This is a genomic window from Spirulina sp. LEGE 11439 (assembly GCF_059821285.1).
This window is the reverse complement of sequence record NZ_JCAMRX010000075.1, coordinates 1-24,372: the sequence shown is the minus strand read 5'-3', so window position 1 is coordinate 24,372 and position 24,372 is coordinate 1. Positions and strand designations below refer to the sequence as shown.

18 protein-coding genes are annotated in these 24,372 nt (G+C 42.9%); 11 read left to right on the top strand and 7 right to left on the bottom strand.

All coding sequences use genetic code 11. The annotated features are described in order from the left end of the window. The 3 genes from AC6RV6_RS27965 to AC6RV6_RS27955 all read left to right on the top strand — a co-directional run. Positions 1–194 (top strand): hypothetical protein (locus tag AC6RV6_RS27965; protein ID WP_500244183.1); only part of this gene is annotated, 194 nt, incomplete at its 5' end. A gap of 122 nt (positions 195–316) precedes the next feature. Beyond that, positions 317–1,069, top strand: coding sequence for a hypothetical protein (locus AC6RV6_RS27960; RefSeq protein ID WP_500244182.1), 753 nt, complete (start codon positions 317–319; stop codon positions 1,067–1,069). Between the two features lie 141 nt (positions 1,070–1,210). Further along, positions 1,211–4,249, top strand: a complete 3,039-nt coding sequence (locus tag AC6RV6_RS27955) for an NACHT domain-containing protein (protein ID WP_500244181.1) — start codon at positions 1,211–1,213, stop codon at positions 4,247–4,249. A gap of 151 nt (positions 4,250–4,400) precedes the next feature. Here AC6RV6_RS27955 and AC6RV6_RS27950 read toward each other — a convergent pair whose 3' ends face one another. Further along, a complete protein-coding gene (locus tag AC6RV6_RS27950; protein WP_500244180.1) occupies positions 4,401–4,940 on the bottom strand; it encodes a ComEA family DNA-binding protein in 540 nt (179 codons plus the stop codon). A gap of 6 nt (positions 4,941–4,946) precedes the next feature. Then, on the bottom strand, positions 4,947–5,360 hold the full coding sequence (locus AC6RV6_RS27945) for an NINE protein (RefSeq protein WP_500244179.1): 414 nt from the start codon (positions 5,358–5,360) through the stop codon (positions 4,947–4,949). 189 nt (positions 5,361–5,549) lie between these two features. On the opposite strand from AC6RV6_RS27945, the gene AC6RV6_RS27940 reads away from it, so the two are divergent. The 5 genes from AC6RV6_RS27940 to AC6RV6_RS27920 all read left to right on the top strand — a co-directional run bounded on the left by AC6RV6_RS27940 (position 5,550) and on the right by AC6RV6_RS27920 (position 10,623). Then, positions 5,550–5,867, top strand: coding sequence for a DUF1825 family protein (locus AC6RV6_RS27940; RefSeq protein ID WP_500244178.1), 318 nt, complete (start codon positions 5,550–5,552; stop codon positions 5,865–5,867). Between the two features lie 363 nt (positions 5,868–6,230). Beyond that, positions 6,231–7,253, top strand: coding sequence for a DNA (cytosine-5-)-methyltransferase (gene dcm, locus AC6RV6_RS27935; protein ID WP_500244184.1), 1,023 nt, complete (start codon positions 6,231–6,233; stop codon positions 7,251–7,253). 12 nt (positions 7,254–7,265) lie between these two features. Further along, on the top strand, positions 7,266–8,036 hold the full coding sequence (locus AC6RV6_RS27930; RefSeq protein ID WP_500244177.1) for a BsaWI family type II restriction enzyme: 771 nt from the start codon (positions 7,266–7,268) through the stop codon (positions 8,034–8,036). Between the two features lie 73 nt (positions 8,037–8,109). Then, the gene (locus AC6RV6_RS27925; RefSeq protein WP_500244176.1) at positions 8,110–9,150 is read left to right on the top strand and encodes a hypothetical protein; all 1,041 of its coding nucleotides are present in this window, start codon (positions 8,110–8,112) and stop codon (positions 9,148–9,150) included. A gap of 258 nt (positions 9,151–9,408) precedes the next feature. After that, entirely contained in the window at positions 9,409–10,623 is a 1,215-nt protein-coding gene (locus AC6RV6_RS27920; protein ID WP_500244175.1) for an HhoA/HhoB/HtrA family serine endopeptidase, read from the top strand. 83 nt (positions 10,624–10,706) lie between these two features. Here the strand turns inward: AC6RV6_RS27920 and sodX are convergent, their stop codons facing one another. Beyond that, on the bottom strand, positions 10,707–11,102 hold the full coding sequence (gene sodX / locus AC6RV6_RS27915) for a nickel-type superoxide dismutase maturation protease (protein ID WP_500244174.1): 396 nt from the start codon (positions 11,100–11,102) through the stop codon (positions 10,707–10,709). Between the two features lie 67 nt (positions 11,103–11,169). Continuing rightward, on the bottom strand, positions 11,170–11,649 hold the full coding sequence (gene sodN / locus AC6RV6_RS27910) for a superoxide dismutase, Ni (protein ID WP_500244173.1): 480 nt from the start codon (positions 11,647–11,649) through the stop codon (positions 11,170–11,172). 243 nt (positions 11,650–11,892) lie between these two features. On the opposite strand from sodN, the gene AC6RV6_RS27905 reads away from it, so the two are divergent. Beyond that, the gene (locus AC6RV6_RS27905; RefSeq protein ID WP_500244172.1) at positions 11,893–12,108 is read left to right on the top strand and encodes a hypothetical protein; all 216 of its coding nucleotides are present in this window, start codon (positions 11,893–11,895) and stop codon (positions 12,106–12,108) included. Positions 12,109–12,177: 69 nt separating this feature from the next. Next, positions 12,178–13,803 carry a peptide chain release factor 3 gene (gene prfC, locus AC6RV6_RS27900; RefSeq protein ID WP_500244171.1) on the top strand — a complete coding sequence of 542 codons (1,626 nt, stop codon included), beginning with the start codon at positions 12,178–12,180 and terminating at the stop codon, positions 13,801–13,803. Here the strand turns inward: prfC and AC6RV6_RS27895 are convergent. From AC6RV6_RS27895 to AC6RV6_RS27885, 3 genes are all read right to left on the bottom strand, one after another. Then, positions 13,756–17,325, bottom strand: a complete 3,570-nt coding sequence (locus AC6RV6_RS27895; protein ID WP_500244170.1) for a DUF4347 domain-containing protein — start codon at positions 17,323–17,325, stop codon at positions 13,756–13,758. The genes prfC and AC6RV6_RS27895 overlap by 48 nt on opposite strands. A gap of 532 nt (positions 17,326–17,857) precedes the next feature. After that, positions 17,858–18,271 carry a RidA family protein gene (locus tag AC6RV6_RS27890; protein ID WP_500244169.1) on the bottom strand — a complete coding sequence of 138 codons (414 nt, stop codon included), beginning with the start codon at positions 18,269–18,271 and terminating at the stop codon, positions 17,858–17,860. A gap of 30 nt (positions 18,272–18,301) precedes the next feature. Next, positions 18,302–22,072: a tetratricopeptide repeat protein gene (locus AC6RV6_RS27885; protein ID WP_500244168.1), complete on the bottom strand. Its 3,771-nt coding sequence runs from the start codon at positions 22,070–22,072 to the stop codon at positions 18,302–18,304. A gap of 147 nt (positions 22,073–22,219) precedes the next feature. Between AC6RV6_RS27885 and AC6RV6_RS27880 the strand changes: the two genes are divergently transcribed. Further along, positions 22,220–24,127 (top strand): phosphate ABC transporter substrate-binding protein PstS family protein, encoded by a 1,908-nt coding sequence (locus tag AC6RV6_RS27880; RefSeq protein WP_500244167.1) that lies wholly within the window; start codon positions 22,220–22,222, stop codon positions 24,125–24,127. Positions 24,128–24,372: the final 245 nt, after the last annotated feature.

The window sequence follows — 24,372 nt, the reverse complement described above, 5'->3', positions numbered from 1 at the left end:
TTCTTTTTACTGTACTATTTATATTTTCTTTACACAATAACTTCGGTAGACCCGATAATACTATTCAACTCTGGTCGATTTATAGTGGAGAATTACCGAAAACCCTGCGATCGCATTCTGATTCTATTACTTGTCTTGAGAGAAGCGAGAAGCAGAGAAAGAAAACTCATAAAACTCTGAACTACGATAATTAACAGAGGAGAATGAAGCATTGAGAAAGTCGGTGGCAAATTATCCCGATGTCTAGGAAAGATTACAAGCGCAAATCAGTTCCCGATCGGAAACTATAATTTTTTCAAATAGAGGACTTGAAATTATGCTGACAGTATTGAAACCTTGGAGGATGGGAAAGGCTTTGGCGATCGCTCTTTTGGGTTTAGGACTCGGCGCGTCGATTCAACTCCCCACCCGCGCTCGAGTTGATGTCGAGGGCGAATTGTTACAAGAAGTTTTACCCTTGGGATCGGACGTATTGGCTGCTATTCGCGAAGCTCCCTACAGTCAACTTTTTTCTGTCACCCTAGACAGTGGTGCAACGGGTTACGGGGTCAAAGATAGAGATTTTAGTGGAAAATATAATGATGTGGGTTTTTATAGCCTCTGGGGAGATATTCCCGAGCAAAATCTCCTGCAAGCGGTGGTATTTTATTGTTTCCGCAACCTCGACCTCGCAGATGCAGAACTGGAAAAAGTGATTTTAATGGATGGAGATCGCCTTCTCGTGACTTTGGAACAACGAGCGATCGCGACTCCCGCACAAACGGTAGAAGTCGTCCCGGAGCGCTACGAACCGATATTCTATACAGATCCATTCTACGATCCGTTTTGGGGGTCGATCTACGGCAGAAGGGGAGGCTATCACCATGTTCGCACCATCTACGTCCCGGCAGTAGAATGTAGCGTTGGGGGAGGGCGCTTTGACTTATCGCCTGTTAAAGATGCGATCGCGCAACTTCCAGAGCAAACTTTAGACGTGCAATTGATTTTTAGTAACGGGTTGGTGGAAAACTGGCGCTTGGGTCGCAAGACAGTGCAACAATTGAAGAACTTACCGACTTTGAGACGTTAGATTGCGTACTGATTTGCGGTGCGATCGCTGTTGGAGTTTGAAGAGTTAGCGCGATCGCATTTCCGAACTTTTGTATTATGATAAAAATGGCTGCAACTCACAGCAGGATTGATGCGATCGCTTTCTCTCTAAAAGGTTGATATGGCACTTGATTTAGCGCTAATTGGTCGAGGTTTGAGTCCTTTTATCAAACCTGCTAGCCGTCACATAGGCAGACATTTGATAGGCGAGGAAATTTTAGAAAGACAAAAATGGCGAGAAACTGCCTTAGAACCAATTTTGCAGAAAGCAGCAGAGGGTGTTTCAGAGACGATAGAACTTTTGGGAAAAGCCGAAATCGACCAGATTTGTTTGTTTTTGATTTCTCCGGAAGCAGAAGCGATCGTGCGCCAAATTTATGCAGCATCGAGTTTAGGCGATCGGCAAAAGGATATTGATTCGATCCGACAGGAATTTTTACTGTCTTTTGCGCTTTATACCAATATCCCAGAAACAGAGCTTGAGGAGTCTGCACCGCAAATTTTTAACATTTTATTAGAGGGATGTGAAAAAGCGCTACGCATGGCGATCGATGCTGGGAAACTTTCAGCACATGAAGCGCGATCGGAATTTCGACATCGCATGATTTTAGATGAATTAGCTGCAATTCAGAAAAATCTAGAGTTTTTGACAGAAAATCGACAGTTAGATATTCAAGCAATTTTGAAGTTTGAGGAAAAATATCGAGAGCAAGTTGCGCTGTGTCACAGTAAAATTACTCCTCCTTATCTCAGCGATCTAAAAAAATTAGCGATCGATCGCCTCTATGTTGCTGCGAATTTTATTCCATTGCAAAATCGAAGAGAAGAAAATTCAGAAAAACTCGAACTAGAACAGTTTCGAGGTACAATTTATCGCTCTGTTTTACTGGGAAATCCGGGCGCAGGAAAATCGACTTTTTCGCAGAAACTTTGCTACGATTTAGCAAGCCGTTATTCAGAAGGTTTGTTATCTGAAAGGCGAGTCACTCCAATTCTTGTAATTCTGCGAGCATACGGTGCGGCGAAGAAAGAGAGAAGTTGTTCGATTTTACAATTTATTGAAGAAGATGCAAATGCTCGATATCAAGTTAAACCGCCCGATGGTGCATTTGAGTATCTTCTCTTGAATGGTCGAGCAATGGTGATTTTTGATGGGCTAGATGAATTAACTGATACAAGTTACCGTCAGGAAATTAGCGAGAATGTAGAATTGTTTTGCAATCTTTATCCTTCTGTTCCCGTATTAACAACATCTCGCGAAGTTGGTTATAAAGAAGCACCACTCGATGAAGAGAAATTCGAGATATTTCTGCTGTCTGAGTTTGCAGAAAAACAAGTTAAAGAGTATGTAGAAAAATGGTTTGCAGTCGATCCAGATTTATCAATTCAAGCCAGAAAAAAAAATGTTCAAAAGTTTCTAGAGGAAAGTCAAACGGTTTCGGATTTACGTTCTAATGCACTTATGTTGGGCTTAATGTGCAATCTTTATCGAGGAGAGGGTTATATTCCCAAAAATCGTACAGATGTGTATAGTAAATGTGCTGAAATGTTATTTGACCGTTGGGATAAACAAAGAAAAATCAATATTCCGTCAGCAATCAAGAATATTGAATCTCAAATTAAACCAACAATGATGTATTTGGCAAATTGGATTTATGCAGATGAATCATTACAAAGTGGTGTAACTGAACAAAAACTCGTTGAAAAATCTACAGAATATTTACACAATAAACGATTCGAGGATCGCGATGATGCGGAGCAAGCAGCAAGAGCATTTATTCGCTTTTGTCGAGGACGTGCTTGGGTTTTTACCGACACGGGAACAATAAAAGAAGAAGCCCTATATCAGTTTACCCATCGTACTTTTTTAGAATATTTTACGGCTGCTTATTTGAATCGTAGTTGCGAAACATGGAAGGATTTACTAGCAATATTATTACCAAGAATTGCCAATCAAGAATGGAATATTGTATCTCAATTAGCTTTTCAAATACAAGACAGGCAAAGAGAGGAAGCAATAGATAATTTATTAATTTCTCTGATTGAACAGGCTGATAGCATTGAAATTCACAAGAAAGAAAAATGGAATTTACTATTATTTGCCGTTCAATGCTTAGAATTTTCAATTCCCAAACAAACAGTAGTAAAAAGAATAACAAGATCGGTTCTACTAAGTTTTACTGATTTTGGAGTTTATAATACTTATAAAATAGCGAGTATTGCAAAACGGAAAAAACTTAACGCAAAAGAAATAGAACGTAGTTTGAAAAATTCTGCATTTGAAAACAAGAAAATTATCGACTCGGTTATTTTGGATATAGTTGATGAAAAAATTTACAAAAAAAGATACAATGAAATTCCTTATATCATAGAGATAACAAACAAAGATATAAATATAGTAAAATATATTGCTCAATCTAAATTTGATGAACTACAGCAAATATGTAAAAAAGAATTTTTAGTTTGCTTAATTTCTTATGAAGAAGAAATAGTTAGTTTATCAGATTTTATAAAATGGCATGGAATCGAAAAAATATTCAGAAATTATCATTATAGAACTTTTCCAAATTCATGGAGATTATTTGCAGTTTATAATTTGCTTTATGATTTTATTGGAGGTTATTCTCAAAAAAGTATTTCAAAAGCAGTTGAAGATTTTAAATTTATATCCGATCTGGCTTTGTCATCATCAATACCTTGGTTATATACTAAGGTAAACACTAATTACTTTGTTCCTGATAATGTTTTTTTTGATAAAAATATTAATAAACTAGAAACAAAACTAGATCGACATTCCGTTTTTGGATTTTATACTCTCCTCGCTACTTTATGGGAAATTAATGAGCAAGATACAATAATAAGCGATTTGAAAACTTCATACCACTATACAAAATCCAACTTATTAAACGGTATAATTTATATACTCTTATGCCGACGTGATGACCTAGAAATAGAAATTGATGATATAGATATGAATGGTATTGATAAGAAGTCATTCGATTCTCTTAAACCTACTTCAGAAACAATTAACAAATGTCTAAACCAATTTAACTTTACCGAAGAACAAAAAGGCTTTATTTGGCGATGGATACGAGGAGAAATCAATTTTGTTGCCAACACAGAAGAGGAAGAAGAAGCGATCGCACTACCATCAACTTAAAAATAAATGTTGAAAAGCTATCTTTCCGATCCAGAAAAGCGATCGCATTGTCTACAAAAGCAGAAATAGAATTATTTCACCAATAACCCAACTCAAAAATAGCGATCGCGAACCTCATGGAAAATCGAGATAACTCTCTTTATCCTACTATTTACCATTGAAAATAATACATAAGTTGGGAGACAAACTCGCTTTCTAAAACTAAACGTTGTTGAAGATCGGCAAGATTGCGATAGGGTCGATTTTGCACGATCGCTCGTGCAAATTGAGCGTCAATCCAAGGAATTTGTTCTAATTGTTTTAAGGTTGCTGTATTAGGGTTCACTCTTTGAGGATTTTCTGGACTTTCGGGATCGTAATAACAAAAATAAAGTAAGGGTTTAAGAGATTGCAAAAGACTTAAAGACAGCCCGATCGCGGTGGAAATATCCTCAATACATAAAAACTGTACTCCCATGCCTCGCAACTCTATCAGCGATCGCGCCCTATGAATAGAAATACCCGGTAAGCGCAACCAATCATCGACGGTAGCGCGGTTGACATCCAGTTGTAATCCCAATTCTGCGGCAATTTGCACTTCTTCAAGCGATCGCAGGCGATAATAAGGATCGCGTAAAATTCTGCCCCGAATAGCGGTCTTTTGCGGGTTAAATTGAGAGGAAATTTTTCCGAGAGAATTCAACCAATTCATAACTCCCTAACAATCGAGAAGTTGACGGCGTTTTTGCTCAAATTCACCCTCTGATAATAACCCTTCTTGTCTCAGTCCTTCCAATTGGCGCAATGCGTCGGCGATCGCGATCGCTTTCTGGGGATCGAGAGCATTATCGGGAGAAGAGAGTCCCGAGGGAGTTTGCGTGGCGATCGCGTTTATCCCCTCATTAAAACGGCGATCGAACTCTTCCTTCTCTAAAAATAAATACCAAACTGCTTCGATCGCACTCGCAACGTGGGGAATGGGAGTCGCAAAGAGGATCAGGTAGAAAATTCCCCAGAGGGGTTGGCGCAAATAGAACTTGTGCAAACCCACAATCGGTGCGATCGTCCCAGTTAATGCTAAAATGACGGCAATTTTCTGATTTCTGGGTTTTTGCCAGAGTGTGTTGAACATAAAATTTTTCCTTGTCTTGCCCTCGTTTTATTTTGCTTCTATGCTTATATTTCTTCTTCTCTCCTCCTTTCCTATTGCCTTCAATACGGGAAACCGAATTGTTCCCCGACTTTTCTCTAGTCTACAATAAATATAGATTGGCATGAAACCTATTAAACTACATTAACAAAAGAAATTTACAGAGGAATTATGGGATTTTTTGATTCGGAAGTCGTCCAACAAGAAGCCAAGCAATTGTTTGAAGATTATCAATCTCTCATGCAGCTTGGGGGGGAGTATGGCAAGTTCGATCGCGAGGGGAAAAAGCTATTCATCGATCGCATGGAAGAACTCATGGAGCGCTATAAAATCTTTATGAAGCGCTTTGAGTTATCTGATGATTTTATGGCAAAAATGACCGTCGAACAGTTAAAAACTCAACTGGGTCAATTTGGCATGACTCCTCAAGCCATGTTCGACCAAATGAATACCACCCTCGAGCGGATGAAATCAGAAATCGAGAATTAACTTTGCTGATGTCTTCGGAATAGCGATCGCATTTAGTTTAGCATAACGCGATCGATTGTTTTGCTTAACCAGATGAGTTAACGCAGTCTCTTCCTCAAGATAGATAAGAGGATGGAATTGCCGATTTTGGGGAATTTGGCGATCGTAAACAATGGGAAATTTAATGATATATCGAGATATGGGATTGCGATCGATGACAGATCATGATTTGTTTAGCTTCTTTTAAAATTCTATGTTAATGGTATACACTATTTCTTGATGGAGATATTACATTAACGGATAGAGAAAACATCGACTTTAATTGCTCGTGCAATAACAAGATAACACAAGAAAAAAGAGATATTGAGTTTTGCTGATTTAAAAATGCCCCTAAAATCTTACACATTTATCGATCTTTTTGCTGGTATTGGAGGGTTTAGAATTGCTCTAGATCGCCTTGGCTGTCAATGTATTTTTTCATCCGAGTGGAATAAGTTTTCTCAACAAACTTATCGCTCGAATTTTACAGGAGAAATCTTTGGAGATATTACAGAAATCTCTACCAATGAGATTCCCGATTGTGATATTGTAACGGCTGGATTTCCTTGTCAGCCTTTTAGTATTGCAGGTGTTACCAAACACAATGCTCTCGGTTCAAAACATGGCTTTGAACACGCAACACAAGGAACGTTATTTTTTGAAATTGCTCGTATTATTCAAGAAAAAAGGCCGAAATGTTTTATTCTTGAAAATGTCAAAAATTTGCAAAATCACAATAAAGGTAAAACATTTCAAGTTATTACAACAACACTAGAGGAAGAATTAGGTTATCAAATTTATTATCAAGTTCTTGATGCGCGTTCAATTGTACCGCAAAACCGCAAGCGAATTTTTATCGTTGGTTTTTCCCAACCGACTGAGTTTAATTTTCCGCAATTACCCAATCTTAATCCAAAAATAAAAAATATTTTAGCAACCGAGGTAGAAGAAAAATATACATTATCAGATCATTTATGGCAATATTTACAAGACTATGCAGCAAAACATCGTGCAAAAGGGAATGGTTTCGGTTATGGTTTAGCCGATCTTGAGGGAATATCTCGAACCTTAAGTGCAAGATATTATAAAGATGGTGCAGAAATTTTAATTCCTCAAGAAGGCAAAAATCCACGACGTTTAACTCCTCGAGAATGTTCGAGATTAATGGGGTTTCCCGATGATTTTAAAATCCCTGTTTCTGACAATCAAGCCTATAGACAATTTGGTAATGCGGTTGTTCCACCTGTTGTAAAAGCTATTGGAGAAGAAGTTTTAAAAAGTTTAGATCGATTTGGTCAAAATAAAGTTAAAACAAAATTATCTTCTGTCCAACTTTCTATCCCTTTTAAATTTAACGAAGTTGTATAAATGTCTTATTCAATGAGTAAAAAAGAAGTAAAAATGCTTGCTGAAATCAGAAGTAAATATTACATGAAACCTGTATTAAATAAAATTGATGAATGTTTTGAGCAATTGACTAGCGATCGCTTTCCTACTGTTTTCAATAAACTATATGAATTAATTACAAACTGTCAAGATGAAGTGATAAGTTTGATTGAAGATAGAAAAAAAAGAGGAGAAATCAAAAGTGTAGAACAAGCAAGTCGTTCTATCGTTGGCAATATCTTTCCCTATTGCGTTATTTATATTTTTGTAAAAAATAAAGAAGTTGAAAATATTAGCAATCATATTTTGATTACCAGCAAAAAAAGTGATGTTAAAGGCTTTGAAGATATATCAATTGTTAGGATTGGTGAGGAAGATACGCAAAAACCAGATTGCGATCTCATTATCTATTCATATAAGTTAAATTCAGAATCAGAGCAACTAGATCGCTGTATTATTCTTTCCTTAAAAACATCAATGAGAGAACGTGCGGCTCAAACTTATAAATGGAAATTACTACTCGAAATTGCTAATGATTCTGATTGTAAAATTAAGCAAAAATATGATATTTCCTACAATGTCGAACAAGTTCCTCTGATTTGTTTTGTAACTGTTAATTTTTATAATGAAATAAATAACCCTCAACAAAGAGGAATGCTGAAATTTTTCGATCGCTCATTCCTTGCTAAAGAAGTAGATACACCTCTCAATTTCATTTCACCTTTATCCGATTTAGTCCAATTTGTCAATGAGCAATTTTCTTGATTTTGTCCTTATAATTCCCGATCGCCAAAATATGCAATAATAGTGCGACTGTCCTCTAGCGTCTTCCTCCCTCATGGTTGAGTCCTTCTCGTCTCCCTCTACTGAAGAAATCGCGGCGGCGCTAGAAACGCCCACAGATTTTAACTTTCAACTTCCGGATCCTGAAGACGAGGAGATCCAAGAACACGACTTTCAACAACAACTCGATCGCATTTGGAAAGTTTGCGAACAGTTTGACCTACAGACGGATATTTGGCGAGGGCGAATTTTGCGCTCGGTGCGCGATCGCGAAAAAAAAGGCGGTGACGGACGAGGGACGGGATTTATCAATTGGTTAAAAAAGCGAGAAATCACAAAAAGTCAGGCTTATGCTCTGATTCAACTGGCGAATAGTGCGGATACCCTACTCGCGGAAGGACAACTCGATCCCGAGGCGATTAACAATTTTAGCAAGCGGGCATTTGTAGAGACTGCCAAAGCCTCCCCAGAAGTGCAGAAAATGGTCTCAGAAGCTGCCTTGGGAGGCGATCGCATTACTCGACGAGAAGTGAAGCAATTGGCCGATGAATGGACGGCCATGAGTTCGGAATTATTGCCCGAGGAAGTCAAAGAAAAAGCCTCAGAAGGAGGACTTCCACCTCGCCATCTCGCCCCTTTGGTTCGAGAAATGGAAAAGCTACCGGATACACACTTAAAAGAAATTCAACGAGAAGTTGCTGAAAATCCCGATATCGATACCGTCAAAAATCTCACTTCCTCTGCAAAAAATCTCTCTAAATACCTCGACTCGGCGGCACGCGTCCAAACCCTGCAAAAAGGCGCGATAGACCTTGAAATGGCGCTAGAAGAAGCCTTACGCATCGATTGCTTGAATACCGCCGCCGATATCGTCAAACAAGCCACCTCTCTCGAACAAATGACGGGGAAACTCTTTACAACATGGAAACGTTTGAGCAACCTTGCCGATCGCCTTTATGTGGATACTGGAGCCAGTAACCCCCACCTGCGATCGATGTTAACCTGCTTGGAAAGTCTAACAGGAGAGACAATTGAGGTACAGTTAGACGACGCAGGAGAAAAAATAGTGCGATTGAAGATTATCAGTGAAGACTAAGAGTAAACGAGTCTTGTTCATGGCTCATTGAAATGTCATAACATTGTCAAAATCCTGTCACGGTGTTGTCAAATTCCTTCTCTACATTAGAAATTGTCAGCCCGAAATCTACTTTCCGATCGCAAAACTCTTGCTCTCGGGCTGGCTTTCCTTCCTCCAATTGATGACACTTTTCCTGAAAGACGCGGGACTGTCTACCCTTGTTTTCTTTAGGGAAAATACCCGAACAACACTCACTTTCTCAATTGACCAATAGCAATGAAAGATAATAATTCCCATCAATCTACGACAGTTAATCAACCTCAGCAACGCGATCGCATCAAAAATGTTGCTCTCGTTTTCTTAAGTTTAGGATTGTCTTTTGGAGGGGGCTATCTCTACTCTCAAAAAACAGTTCCCGTGACTCCCACTGTCTCAGAAGCAAAGTTAACTGAAACTGAAGAAAAAGCCACGATCGCCACGCCAGCGATTCAACTCTCTCCCCGAGAGGGCGAAAATTTTGTCTCTAAAGTAGTCGAACAAGTGGGAGATGCCGTCATTCGCATCGATGCGTCTCGTACTGTCAGTCAAGCGAACAATTCTGCTTTTAACAGATTTTTCCGTTCTCAAGCCCCTCGAGAGCGAACGCAACGAGGTTCGGGATCGGGTTTTATTATCAGTCAAGATGGTAAAATTCTCACTAATGCCCATGTTGTTGCAGGAGCCGATACCGTTACCGTAACTCTCAAAGATGGGCGCAGCTTTGCCGGTCGAGTTATGGGCAGCGATCCGGCGACAGATGTAGCGGTGGTGAAGATTGATGCCAAAAATCTCCCGACTGTTACCTTGGGAGATTCCGAGCGCTTGCAACCGGGAGAATGGGCGATCGCGATCGGCAATCCCCTCGGGTTGGATAATACCGTAACCACAGGAATTATCAGCGCTACAGGGCGATCGAGCAGTGAAATTGGCGTGGCCAATAAGCGAGTGAATTTCATTCAAACCGATGCCGCGATTAACCCCGGTAATTCTGGCGGTCCTTTAATCAATGCCAAGGGAAATGTTGTGGGCATGAATACGGCTATTATTCGCAATGCTCAAGGGTTGGGCTTTGCCATTCCTATTAATCGCGCCAAACAAATCGCCGACCAATTGATTGTTAAAGGTAGCGTCGATCATGCTTATTTAGGCATTCAAATGACCCCCCTCGAACCGGAAATCGTCAAACAATTTGAGAATAGTAGCGGTCAAAAGATCGCCGCCGAGCGCGGTATTTTAATCGTGCGCGTCGTTTCTGCCTCTCCTGCGGATCAAGGGGGCTTAAAAGCGGGGGATGTTATCCAAAAAGTGGGCGATCGCGATGTCACCGATGTGGCGCAAATTCAACAAATTGTCGCGGATCTTTCTGTGGGTGACGAACTTCCCCTCACGGTTCAACGCAACGATCGCGCGATCGCTTTAAACCTGCGCGTCGGCGTTTTACCTGCGAATTAAATTTTCCTTTTCCTTGAGTCCCTTTCCTTGAGTTTCCGGGCGTTTTGCGTCCGGATTTTTTTTGACCGAAAATCAGACTCAATTCATTTTTTCTCCGTGAAACGACTGGTGACTTTCCCCAAAATATCATCCCGCTTGACCATACCAAATATGCGGCTGTCGGTACTGGCGCTGAGATTATCTCCTTGCAAAAAACAATCGCCATTTTCCAAGACTGCGATCGCTCTTTTCACGATCCGTAATTGCGATCGCTGAGGGTGTCGTGCAATCACAATATCGCCAACGCAAGGAAAAGTATTTTGATAGGCATGTAAATCGATTAAAATTTCTTCACCCGGTTGTAATAGCGGTAACATCGAATTCCCTGCAATGCGAAATCTACGCCGTTTTCTTAATAACCAGAGCAAGAGTTCTCGAGGCGATCGAGTCAGTGTGGCAGAGCCGTATCGCGTTAATTCTGAATCCTTTGCTGAAGACATAAAAAGATATAAAAAAGGCGCTGAAATCAACGCCTCTACAAACAGAGAAAAACTTAAATTAAACTCATTAGGAAGGTTTTGCTAAGAACCAAGACACATCGCGTTCCTTGCTTTGCCAGAACATATTGTGAATTTTTTCAACAGTGGCCACTAATTCTTTAGCATGAGCTTCACTCACTTCCACCTTACAAGAAGAGCAAAGTTTAGCTGCTTTCCAGAAAGTATCGTGAAGATCGGGGAATTTTTCCAAATGAACGGGTTTAAAATAATCCGTCCACAGGATTAATAATTCTTCTTTGGTTTTGTGTGCTTGCTCTTCTTTAATAGCAACATACCGGGAAAAAGTATTGTTGTAAGCAATCACTGCATTTTTATCGCTGGAGTTGGGGAGTTCCAAGGCAATCAATTTTTGGGTCATTGATAGCACTGCTTCTGCCGTAACCCGTGCAGAAGAAGGATCGTAAACACCACAGGGTCCGTCGCAGTGTGCCTGAACTTCTTCTGCGGGAAACCAATTTTCGATTAGGGAAAGTAGAGTATTCAGCATGAGATTACCGTGTGCTTGTGGGTTTGAATCGTTTTGAGAAACGTTTCTCGATTGGGGTGGGTCGTTCTCGTCAAGCTAGGTAACACAAGGGTTATAGCCATTTATCCCCCCCTACCCCATCTAGCTTAGTGCTATTCGGGATGCGGTGCAAGATGGACGCAGGCGTTTACAATAGAGATTGACCCTTATGGCATAAGTAAATTTGCTCATATAGGTGTCAATTTAACGCGATCGCCAAACCCTATGAATGCCAGAGAACTCGCCCAATACATCGAACAAACGAACGGAGAATCCAAACCGTGGTTATTGGTACAACTGCGGCTGAAAAAGCTAGAGGAAAGCCGCGATCGCATCTCACCAACAGAATACATTCAACGACTTCAAGATATTCACCAAGATTTGCTCAATTTAGGCGAATGGTGGATCGGCAGAGAAAAAGAAGCATTTGGAGAAGAATAACTGATGTAGGGACGTTGCATGCAACGTCCCTACTGATAACTGATAACTGATAACTGATAACTGAAAAAGATGTCTGTAGAACTCCAAAGCGAACTCAATGAAGCGGTTAATACGCGCCGCAATTTTGCGATTATTTCTCACCCAGACGCGGGAAAAACAACTTTAACAGAAAAACTATTACTCTATGGTGGAGCGATTCACGAAGCGGGGTCAGTGAAGGCGAGAAGGGCGCAACGCAAAGTGACTTCGGACTGGATGGCAATGGAACAACAACGGGGCATTTCCATTACCTCAACGGTTTTACAGTTCGATTACGATGGCTATCAAATTAACTTGCTGGATACCCCCGGACACCAAGACTTTAGTGAAGATACTTATCGGACCCTCGCGGCGGCGGATAATGCAGTGATGCTCATTGATGCGGCAAAAGGTTTGGAACCTCAAACTCGCAAGCTCTTTGAAGTTTGCAAAATGCGCGGACTGCCGATTTTTACTTTTACCAACAAACTCGATCGCCCCGGACGAGATCCCCTTGAATTATTGGATGAAATCGAGCAAGAGTTAGGCTTGCAGACCTATGCCGTCAATTATCCCATCGGCATGGGCGATCGCTTTAAGGGAGTTTTCGATCGCAGACAACAAAAAGTTCACTTATTTGAGCGTCGCGCTCACGGGAGTAAGACCGCAGAAGATACGCTCATGGATCTCGACGATCCAAGACTTGAGGAACTGATCGAGCCAGAACTTTACCACGAACTGAGAGAAAATCTGGAAATTCTCGAAGAAATTGGCGCTGATTTTGACTTAGAAAAGATTCATGCGGGCAAATTAACCCCGGTCTTTTTTGGCAGTGCGATGACTAATTTTGGGGTACAACTTTTCCTCGAGGCTTTCTTAGAATATGCGCTCAAACCCGAGGGAAGACATTCTACTCGTGGCGCGATCGCTCCCACAGATCCTGATTTTAGCGGCTTTGTATTTAAGCTACAGGCAAATATGGATCCCAAGCACCGCGATCGGGTTGCTTTTATTCGGGTTTGTACGGGAAAATTTGAGAAAGATATGACCGTCAGCCACGCCAGAACTGGTAAAACCGTGCGTTTGTCAAGACCGCAAAAATTGTTCGCTCAAGGTCGAGAATCTCTTGATGTGGCTTATGCAGGGGATGTAATCGGCTTGAATAATCCGGGAGTTTTTACCATTGGCGATACGATTTACAAAGGCAAGAAATTAGAATATGAAGGAATTCCTTGTTTTTCTCCGGAACTGTTTGCCTATTTGAAAAATCCCAATCCTTCTAAGTTCAAACAATTTAATAAAGGAATTAAAGAATTACAGGAGGAAGGTGCCGTACAAATTATGTATTCTACAGATGAATTCAAGCGAGATCCGATTTTAGCTGCTGTGGGACAATTACAGTTTGAAGTGGTACAATTTCGCCTACAAAATGAATATAACGTTGAAACAAGATTAGAGCCTTTATCCTATAGTTTGGCACGATGGGTTGCTGGTGGCTGGGAAGCCTTAGAAAAAGCAGGACGGTTATTTAATACCTTTACGGTTAAGGATAACTGGGAACGTCCGGTTTTACTCTTTAGAAATGAGTGGAATATGCGCCAAATCATGGAAGATCATCCCGATTTAAAGTTAAATTCTACTGCACCAGTTGGCTCGGGTTTGCAACCGGACTCTTGAAGTTTCTAATTGCGAATTATTGGAACTGAATCCTGGTCTCGTAAAACAGGAAATAGAATAATTGTTTCCTTCCCACGACCCAATTAAATTAGCAAGTCCAATCAAGTCAAGATTATTGCTATTATTCACATTAATCGTATTACTAGCAAAAGTATCTACAGTAATGGTACTGTTGCTAACTTGTTGCACAAAAGAAGCTAAGTTAACAGGATTGGCCAAGATTTGGAACGAACTGCTAAAACTTTCCTCAAATCCCGTTAAATTGAAGAAATTTTCGGCAATCCCTCGCGCATCAGTAACAACTGTCGTGCCATTGCTAAATGCCCCTAAAACTCCTGTATTATTTAAGGAATAATCGATACTCAAACCATCGAGAGGAATCGCTTTGGAGAAAGCATTTTCAACAACTTGCACCGAGGCATCAATAGGAGCAAAAGAGGTAGCATTGCGGTCTATACTCGGGGTGGAAGAGATAGATAAAAGAGAAAAACCATGAGACTCGTAAGCACCGATATCTACCGTCCCATCAAAGATGCGACTTGTGCCTCGTTGGTCGGTAGCAACTGTTGTTAGAGCATTATTTCCGGCATTGAGGGCGGCACTATCGGGACGGAGGGCGTGGGTTTGGGTATCGCCACCATAGTCACCGAGGGCGAATAGTCTGGGATCGATTCCCGTGAGATTATTGGTACTGGTGTTGATAGTTGCCCCTGTAGTGTCACCGATGAGGCTGTTTTCAATGGTGTTGAAAGTGCCGGAGAGGTCGTTTCCGGTTCCATTGGCAATGTTAGTGGCAACAATTGTATTGGTCAGATTAATCGTGCCGCCATTTCTGAAAATGCCGCCGCCATTGTTTCCTGATGTATTGTCGGCGATCGTGCTGTTGAAAATTGATATTGTTCCACCACCATTCCCTCTTGCGAAAATCCCACCACCGCGATCGCTGCTAGAATTGCCCGAGATCGTGGTGTTGGTTATATTTACAGTTCCTCCGCCTCGCGAGTAAATGCCGCCCCCTCGGTTGCTAGAATTGTTCGCTATGGTGCTATTGGTTGCATTGAGATTGCTTCTGAAATAAATGCCGCCCCCTTTATTGGCACTAGAATTACCGGAAATCGTGCTATTGGTAATATTTGTCGTCCCCGTTGCATAAACTCCACCTCCGAAATCACCACTGGTATTGTTGGACACGATACTATTGATGACATTCACCGTTTGACTGTACGTACCCCCTGCCGATAATCTGCTGGAATTACCCGATACCGTACTATTGGTGAGAGTAATCGTTCTGTTTCTTGCCCAAACTCCACCGCCATGACGGTTGCTGGAGTTGCCCGATACGGTACTATCGGTTAGGGAAATATTCCCACTTCTGCTGTAAAGTCCGCCACCATTTCTCCGACTGAAGTTATTCGAGACAGTGCTATTGGTTACGGTGATTTGCGATCGCGTGTGAACCCCGCCGCCGTATTGATTGCTGGAATTGCCCGAGACGGTACTATTAGTTAGGGAGATACTCCCATTTCTACCATAAATCCCGCCACCATTGTTGGTGCTGGAGTTATTCGAGACGCTACTATTGGTTAGATTGATTACTTGTCTGGTGTAAACGCCACCACCGCGATCGCTACTGGTATTTCCCGACACGATGCTATTAGTCAAATTAACTGCACCATTAGAATTAATTCCAGCACCATTATTCGTTGTTTTGCCATTGGTAATGGTCAAATTATCGAATGTTGTTGTTACACCCCCCGTCACGTTGAAAATGCGGAAATCTGCTGCACCCGCATTGCGCTGTACTGTTACATTCGTCGTTCCTCCGGTTATGGTCAATTCATCAGTAATTCCCAATTCTCCCGAAGTCAAATCCACCAAACTCACGCCACTAAAGCGAATTTCATCGGCTCCTGCTGCACCATTGGCATCGCTAATCGCCTGTCTCAGAGATCCCGTCCCCGTATCATTACCATTGGTTGCCGTAAAGATGGCCAATTTTCCCGCATAATTCTCCAATACTTCCGGCGCAAATCCGAGAGATGCTTCAATATTTCCCGTACTCTTTTCTAAAACCCAATCGCCTCCCAGTGCTGCATTCCCTGTTAAATTTGTTGATGCGGCGACATCTGCCCCCGTTGCTGCGGCTAAACTATTGATGAGATTATCCCCGACTTCTCCCAATCCCGTCAAACAACTATAGAGGAGAATGTCTGCTTCTGGCGTTAAATTAACTCCCCATGCTTGCAATTGCTGACGATACGTTTCGATATTTTCGTGGGAAACAAAATCTTTCCCCAGCCAAAAATTCCCCGCACTTCCTTCCGAAACGATGTGAACTTCGCTGACTTTTCTCCCTTCTTCACTGATAACTGATAACTGGTCACTGATAACTGCAATCCCATTTTCATCGGGATTTACCGTAACAGAAATTGTTCCCGCTTTTCCGCCAAAAAGAAGACTTTGATAGTCTTCCACCGTAGTATCGATCGCCGTCAGTGCCAAAGGATCGCCCTCGTTTTCAGGCAAGATCGCCACAGTAATATTATCTCCCTGCACCAAACTCGGATCGGCAACTTGTACCCCACTCCCCATCAATAGGACACCTTCCGCCGTCAGCACATTCCCAACGATCGCTTCTCCGTCTGCGATTTGCACATTTGACCCCGCTAACCGAGGATTCCCATCTACGTCGTAAGTAATCCCTGTCACCGAGGTAATATCACCCGTCAAATAACGAGGAATATCGGTAACTTTCAATCCCGTCACTTCCGGGTTTTCTCCTTCCTCAACAGGTGCGGCATCCAAAACCAAACTTAAGAGCATTCCCTCATGGGAGAGTTTCACCTTATTTTCTCCCGGTATGGCAGCGAGGGTAATTTGGCCATTGGGGGTGTCAATCGTCCCAGTGCTGATAACGCTTCCACCGACCATCCAAAGACTGCCATTCGGGACGCTAATATCCGCCGCATTGAGGATAGTTGCAGGACTTTCACTATCAAAGATTAAACTGGTAGGACTTCCTGTTAAAGCGGTATAATCATTCTTTCCCGTTGCGTTGAAGAATCCCCCCGCAAAACTCATGCGATCTGCGGTAGTGACTCCGAAACTCCTCGGCACGTCCAAACTTGCACCTTTGGTAAAAATCCACCCCGCAGGATTCATTAAAAAGAGGTTTGAGTTGCCTCCAGAGACGCGAATTAATCCTTCGATAACGCTGGGATTGCCTCCTGTGACTCGTCCGAGGATGTTGGCAATGCTAGGTTTGGAGAAAAAGTTAGCAATTTCATCGGAGTTTAAACCCAGTTTGCCAAAAGAGTGAAATAGATTTGCACCTGTCTGTGTGCCTCCTTCGATATTGTAAGTATTGCCATCAATGTTGATAATGGTACGAGTCTCATCGAGGGAAGCCGTGATGGATTGCGCGTTTGCAGATTTGGAGAGAGTTGTAAGTGCGATCGCCAAGACAGATAGACTCAAAGTTCCACGAAGGACAAATTTCAGCAGGTAGGAGAGAGCAGACATGGCCAAAAAAGACTCAATAGTCGAATAGGTGGATTTAAACTTAATAAAGTTGGCATAAGAGAGCGAAGATGTGTCCAAAAGCGATCGGGGTTTGTCGAAATGAGTTCATTCTCTCGGATTCCATAAATCTAAAAAAATTTTGTTTTATTTTTACCCAATAAAGATTGAATATAGTTCTACTATAACCCAAAAATTTTAGAATTTTCTTGACCTGACGCGCCATTTTTTGTTGGAGAAAGTGAGGATCGGCGATCGCTCTAAATAACTCGATCGCTTCAATCTTAACTTCTCCTCATTAAGATATTTTTCTCACTTCATCTCTCGGTCTAATTGTTTCCAAAACCTGTTATTACTCTTGTATATTCTTCATTCTTTTGGAATCGTATCCATATTTCCTTTAGTTCTTTATAAATCTCGACCAAATTCTCTTGCTTAAAAAAGATATCTTGACCTATCGCAAGGGAAAACTTAACAACTTGCAGAGCGATCGAGCAATCTTTTCTCTCTGTTCAAGATGAATTAAATCCCAGTTTTACTGAAATGATGGTTCGGGAACAAACAAAGTTGCTTCAATTTCAAACAACATATCGTCCAATGCCAGCCGGGGAACAGGAATCAGCGTACTGGCAGGTAGCGCGTCACCAAATAAAGCTCGAATCTCTTTTTCGAGAGAAATCAAATACTCTTCCTTATAATCGACAATTAATACTCTTGTTTGTACGATGTGTTCTGGCTTTGCTCCTACACTCTCAATTGCAATTCTCAAGTTATTAAAAGAGAATTGCATTTGCTCTTCTACAGTCTTCCCCAATACTTTTCCCTCTTTATTACTACTAGACTGTCCAGAGATAAAAACAGTTTTTCCTGTTGAAGGTATCGTGACAACTTGAGAAAATCCGTAGGGACTTGAATCGAATAATTCAGATGGATTTAGCCTCTCAAACATATCGAGATCGCTCCTTAATTACAACAACAATTAATAAAAAACAAAGATGGTGACGAGCAACAATAAAGCCAATAGAGATGGCCAAAAAGACACCTTCGAGACTAAGTTATCTTTGTAGCGAATTAAAGCAAAATCTGGTTTCACTAATAAGAGAATAGCGTTGATCGAAACAAGGAAAATAAAGAGATAGATAATCAAGTAAAAATACTCAAAATAAATGAGACCTTTACTAATTACCTGCTCCCGGATAGAAATCTGATCTAAGATCACGATGAAAATGAAACCCGCACAAGCTGCCAATATCTCCATCGCTTTCTCGCGATCGCTAATCAGTAGCATGGCAAAAAGCAAAGAAATGACCACAAACTGAGGACCGATTTTCGACACAAAAGGACCGATAAATGCTCGCTTTGCTACCACCGTAAAATAAAGCTCCGGAATTCCCGCCCCAATATTAACGCCCTCGTGACCAAAATTGGCATTATAGGTTCGCAAGCGATACTCAAAGAAACTATCTTGAATATTCCAGCCCAATAAATCGATATCCCCATCCAAACCCGGTTTCGAGCGCGGATTAATTACCTCATAACTGGCCAAGTCTGGCGTTAAAATGACCGTACTATCCCACTCTGCCGGCCAGATCCGCAGACCGATATCTTTCTCATCAAACGGATAGCTAGAAAAGCGAAAATTTTGATGCAAACTGGTTTCAAAATACCAGCCAATCACTTCTTGATCGTCTTCTTCATAACGATATTCTTCTCGCACTTCAACATCATTGGAGTCGATGGAATCGGGTAAAATAAAGCCCCGAGCGATCTCTGGATCGATGTCCTTGCGATATTTTTGCCAAATATAACCCGTCACAAAAACTTCATTCGCACTCTGAAAGTCCATTGATTGGATAAACACTCCCGTGGGAATTTGTACGGGGGCCTCTTTCCCAGCTTGTTGAGCCGTTTTAATGGGTCCCGTGACGGCTTTGGTGACTTCAGCTTGGGAAAGTAATAAATTACGAGCAGAAACATAGTTACGATTCGCTAATGCTAAATTCCATACCAAGCCAATTTTGGCAATTAAAATCACACTGGCAAAAATAGATGATGCCCATAAATTTTGTCTTTTGCCGCGATCGACGCGCAAGAAAACGACTGACCCAAAGATCAAAAAGAGGGCATAAGCGAGGGCGATCCAAATAATTTTTTGCCGCACGGTGCTACTATCGGGGAGCAATTCTTCCTCGAGAAAGACCACTCCAACCGCCCAACCATTGAGAGAAATGGGTTGCAGGAGCAACCATGCTCGCTGTCCCGTAATTTCATCGGTAAAATTGCCTTCAACTTGCTCCCCCGTCAGGGCTTTTTCGACTAAGCCTAAAAATTCGGCATTATCTTGAGCGCGGGCGAGATCGAGAAGATTGGTTTTCCCATCCACGAGATCGCCATTGGGGTGCGTGAGAAAAATACCACTATCCGACACGAGAAACCCATACCCGGTTTTGCCGATATCGAGGCTATTCATCACCGTCTTGAGTTGGTTGAGGGAATACTCGGCAAAGATGACCCCGCGCGGTGTTGCTTGTCCTGCAACGATGCGAGAAAAGGGGGTATAAAATCCGATCGTCAGTTCGCTAAATGGTGTTTCCTCGGGACCTGCGTAAGGATCGCCCCAGTTGGGTCCTTCATTAATCGTTTCTCGATACCACGCATATTGCGGCAGGATATAGTTGAAATCCAATTCCTCGGCTTGCAAAAATGTCACTTCCTCTTCAATTTTCAAGGCTGTCGGGGCATGAAGTCGGACATCGGGAGAATAGGCAAAAGGCTTATAGGCTGCCCCTAAACGAGCAAGGTTGGGGACTTTTTTCAGGTCTTCTTGCAAAAGTTCTGGAATGCTAGTATCGGCGAGTTGACCGGAAGAGAGTAAAGTGGACAATTCGAGGGCATTTTTTTGGGCGAGGCGCAATTCCTGTTCGATTTCAAAGGAAGCCCAGAGTGCTTCTCGTTTGGCTTTTAGCTGTCCGTCGTTCAATTTTGCCCGACGTTCTCTCAAAAAGAAGATACTGCCGACAATCCCCACACATAAACTCACGGTGGCTAAGCCGAGGGCGGTATAAAAGATTAACTTATTGCCGCCGTTGGTTGGGGGTTCTTTGGGAGATAAAATCTGAGCTTCGAGGGTTTCGTCATCATCGGGGGGCATTTCTGAGGAGATTTCGACGAGATCGGTTTTCTTTAATTCATCTTTCTTTAATTCATCTTCTGCCTTGGACGTAATACGATCGCTATTTGCTTGCTCTTTGACTTGTCCTTGTACCACCATTGCCAGTTGTTGAGACAAAGCGCTAGTTTGTTCCCCCGAGGGAACTGCGTCCAAGAGGCGATCGAGTAAGTTGGCATTCTCTCCTAAGAGTTTTTTGGCGGCATCACTTTCGCTGAGGGCGCGACAAACTTCGATAAAATCCTTGAGGGTGGAGCGATGAGCTTCGGGAAATGTTTCGCGATCGAGGGCGGAGAGAGCCTTGTTATAGCGGAGAATGGCATTGCACCAGTCTGCGAGGGGATCGTCGGTTTGATTGCCTCGTTCGATATGCAAATGACCGATCGCGCGCTGCAATTCCCCCCAACCTTCGGGATCTTCTTCGCGATCGCAGTGTTTTAAGCCTTCTTCAAGGGTGGCAAACGCGCCGCGATCGCCTCCCATTTCGAGAGCGGGGTTGGCGAAGGAGTCGGCAATCTCAGTAGAGAGAAGATCGGGAGAATGAAAAACGGCATTACTGCGTTGCAACCAAGTTTCCCAATTTTTCGGGTTCAACGCGAGGGCTTTATCGCAAGCGGCGATCGCTTCGGCATATTGTTCCAAACCATTGAGAGCCGCGCCTTTCCCGTACCATGCTTCCTCCCATTGGGCATCTTTGTCCAAAAGGCGATCGTACAGGACTATCGCTTCTTCGTAACGTTGCAAGTGGAGAAGTGCCTCCCCTTTAGCCGCCCAAATTTTCTCATCGTGGGGACGCAGGATTCCTGCGCGATCGTAAGCCGCGATCGCTTCCCCGTAGCGCTGTAAATGGGAAAGAATTTCCCCGCGATCGCACCAAAGGCCGGCATTATTTTGCTGGAGAGCGAGGGCGCGATCGTAACTTTGTAGGGCTTCCTCATTGCGCCCCAACTGGGAGAGCAACCAACCTCGGTTGCGCCAATTTTCCGGGGAGTTTTCGTCTCGAGCAATGACGCGATCGTAACTCTCTAATGCTTCTTCTGCACGGTTCAAGTGCATCAAAACAATGCCGCGCTTGCTCCAAGCCAAAGCCCAATCTGCTTTAATTTCTAACGCTTTGTCGTAACTGTCTAAGGCTTCCTCGTAGCGTTGCAGTTCGCAGAGCAAATTCCCCTTTCGCAACCATCCTTCTGCGTCTCCTCCCATTGCCAGGGCTTTGTCGTAACTATCTAGGGCTTCTTGACTGCGACCGATTCGGGCTAAAACCCGACCCCGTTCGTACAAAGCGCGATCGGACAGAGACCGATCGCGATCGGCTGCCTCCCAAGCTGCAATCGCTTCCTCATAACGCTGCAACTCTATCAGCGCTAACCCTTTCTCCTGAAACGCTTGACCATAATCGGGTTGAACGCTGAGGGCTTGGTCGTAACTGGCGATCGCCCTTTCCCAATGTCCCAAACGATAGAGGGTATTGCCCCAGTCGTACCAAGATTTTGCTTTACTGGAAATCTGGGAAGTTTGCGGTGATAATAGAGGGAGTTGGCCGTTGGGGCGATCGCCAAATAACCGTTGAAAGACATTCATAGAGCGGGAGTTCCAAAAAAAATTTGGGCAGCAAACTAGCGTTTTCTTATTTTAAAGTCTGCCCTCGCGAAAAACGAATTTGCTCTGTAAATTTTTTCCCACTCATTGGGATTCTGAATTATCGATTGCTCTGGAGAAATATTTGTTATGATAGCCAAATTTTTGAAAGTTGCTGTTTTACTGGCCGCGATCGCCACTTTAACAGCCTGTGGAGAACCGAAAACCCAGTCCGGCAACCCCGTCCCAGGCGATGGGACAACGGTGGAAGGAGAAGCAGAAGCGAAAAGTACCTTAGATCGAATTCGAGAGGAAGGCAAACTGAGCGTCGGCATTAGCGAAGACTATCCCCCCTTCAGTTTCGTCGAGGGAGAAGGGGAAGATAGCAAATATGTCGGCTTAGAAATCGATATTGCCCGTTATCTGGCTTTAGAATTAATTGGCGAAGAAGCCCTAATCGAGTTCGTTCCTTTAAATACCGAAGAGCGCCTCGAAAAACTCGAGAGTGGCGAAGTAGATATTTTAATTGCCACCTTGAGCCAAACGGAAGAACGCAAACAACAAATTGCCTTTAGTGAGGCTTACTATTCCTCGGGAGTCGGATTGCTCGTACCCCAAAGTAGCGATTTTAAAGCTTGGGGCGATATGAAAGAGAAAACGGTTTGTACCCTCGGCACATCAGTTTATGCAGAAGAATTAGAAAAATTGGGCATGGAAATCTTAGAAGCTGAGGATTCTAATGCAATTTTAGCCGCTCTCAAAGATAAAAAGTGCGATGGCGGGGCAATGGAAGAAGCTGCAATTACCGGACTGTTGCGAAATCCAGAATGGCGATCGGATCATAAAAATAGCGGTTTACCAGTGCTTTTCCCGACTCCTTGGGGAATGGGAATGCGTCGCGGCCCGGAAAACGAATCGTTACTGGAAGCAGTGAATCTTGCCATTCTGCAAATGGAAGCGGAGGAATTTATTGTTAAAGGGGAAGAAGAGTGGAATATTCCTGTCACCGATTACACGCAAGAACGAATGGAACTGGCAAAATTAGCCGTTGCCGCCCAACCGAAAGAAGAGGAGCAAACGGACGAAGAATCCTTTTTAAGCGGTTATTTGGCGATCGCAGACGGTTCGAGTTCGATTTTACCTATGACTCTCGCCCTCTCGGAAACCTTTGAAGAAGCAAATAAAGGGGTTCGTGTTGGGGTTGGCGGTACGGGTATCAATCAAGGTTTCGCGCAACTATGCAATGGTGAGATTGATATCGTTCACGCGGCGCGTCCCATCAATCAAGAGGAAATGAAACTCTGTCGCAAAAAGCGGGTTCGTTATGTGGAAATGCCTTTTGCCTTTGATGGGATTGCTGTCGTTACCAACCCCAAGAATACTTGGGCCACCTGTCTCAAACGCAGCGAATTAAAACAAATCTGGGAAGCGGAAGCCACGGGAACTATTGATAATTGGCAAAAAATTCGTGAGGATTTTGACGATTCTCCCCTAGTTCTTTCTGCACCACCTGCGGACTCGGGAACGTCGGAGTATTTCCTCGAAGCCATTTTGGGCAAAGATATTGAAGGCCGGGCAGATTATGACGCTCAAGAGGATGAGGCCCTGATTGTACAAAGCGTGACAGCAGAAGAAGGCGCATTGGGGATTTTAGGCATCTCGACTTATGAGGCAAATAAGGAAGTACTGAAGGTCGTCCAGATTGAGAACGAGGCGGGAAAATGCGTCGCTCCGAGTCGGAAAACCATTGACAATGGGACTTATAGCCCTCTTGCTCGCCCGCTCTTTTTCTATGTCAGCAAAGAGGCATTGACAGAGAATCCGGCGGTGAAGGAGTTGGCTAAATTCTTCGTCGATCCGGAAAATCAAGCTGCGATCGCGCGATTCGGTTACGTTCCCGTTTCGGGAGAACTCTTGGAAAAAGTTCGCACGCGCTTGAGTAATGGCGTATCGGGAACGTTGTTTGCAGGAGGTTCTGCGGTGGGGGTTAATTTATCCAACAAGTTACTCGGCGCTCGCACGACAGAAGTTCCCGAAGATGAACAAAAAGAGGGTTAATATTCAGTCACCCGCCATCAACGATTTTGACATCTCCCCACTTTAAAAAGACGGGGATTCTATGGTTAACCCACCGAAAGCGTGGTTTTTGGCTGGTCAAGTGGCTGGTCAAACTGACGCTATGCGAGATATATTGCGATCGCATTCTTATCAATCGTGATAATAAAAATATCAGGAACTCACCACTAAATGTGACTTTACCTATAAGTTTGCCACAGTCTGAATGATAACTTTGCCGTTTAGGA

Coding starts and splice junctions, on each gene's coding strand:
- AC6RV6_RS27960 (WP_500244182.1), top strand. CDS start 317: ATGCTGACAGTATTGAAACCTTGGAGGATGGGAAAGGCTTTGGCGATC.
- AC6RV6_RS27955 (WP_500244181.1), top strand. CDS start 1,211: ATGGCACTTGATTTAGCGCTAATTGGTCGAGGTTTGAGTCCTTTTATC.
- AC6RV6_RS27950 (WP_500244180.1), bottom strand. CDS start 4,940: ATGAATTGGTTGAATTCTCTCGGAAAAATTTCCTCTCAATTTAACCCG.
- AC6RV6_RS27945 (WP_500244179.1), bottom strand. CDS start 5,360: ATGTTCAACACACTCTGGCAAAAACCCAGAAATCAGAAAATTGCCGTC.
- AC6RV6_RS27940 (WP_500244178.1), top strand. CDS start 5,550: ATGGGATTTTTTGATTCGGAAGTCGTCCAACAAGAAGCCAAGCAATTG.
- dcm (WP_500244184.1), top strand. CDS start 6,231: ATGCCCCTAAAATCTTACACATTTATCGATCTTTTTGCTGGTATTGGA.
- AC6RV6_RS27930 (WP_500244177.1), top strand. CDS start 7,266: ATGAGTAAAAAAGAAGTAAAAATGCTTGCTGAAATCAGAAGTAAATAT.
- AC6RV6_RS27925 (WP_500244176.1), top strand. CDS start 8,110: ATGGTTGAGTCCTTCTCGTCTCCCTCTACTGAAGAAATCGCGGCGGCG.
- AC6RV6_RS27920 (WP_500244175.1), top strand. CDS start 9,409: ATGAAAGATAATAATTCCCATCAATCTACGACAGTTAATCAACCTCAG.
- sodX (WP_500244174.1), bottom strand. CDS start 11,102: ATGTCTTCAGCAAAGGATTCAGAATTAACGCGATACGGCTCTGCCACA.
- sodN (WP_500244173.1), bottom strand. CDS start 11,649: ATGCTGAATACTCTACTTTCCCTAATCGAAAATTGGTTTCCCGCAGAA.
- AC6RV6_RS27905 (WP_500244172.1), top strand. CDS start 11,893: ATGAATGCCAGAGAACTCGCCCAATACATCGAACAAACGAACGGAGAA.
- prfC (WP_500244171.1), top strand. CDS start 12,178: ATGTCTGTAGAACTCCAAAGCGAACTCAATGAAGCGGTTAATACGCGC.
- AC6RV6_RS27895 (WP_500244170.1), bottom strand. CDS start 17,325: ATGTCTGCTCTCTCCTACCTGCTGAAATTTGTCCTTCGTGGAACTTTG.
- AC6RV6_RS27890 (WP_500244169.1), bottom strand. CDS start 18,271: ATGTTTGAGAGGCTAAATCCATCTGAATTATTCGATTCAAGTCCCTAC.
- AC6RV6_RS27885 (WP_500244168.1), bottom strand. CDS start 22,072: ATGAATGTCTTTCAACGGTTATTTGGCGATCGCCCCAACGGCCAACTC.
- AC6RV6_RS27880 (WP_500244167.1), top strand. CDS start 22,220: ATGATAGCCAAATTTTTGAAAGTTGCTGTTTTACTGGCCGCGATCGCC.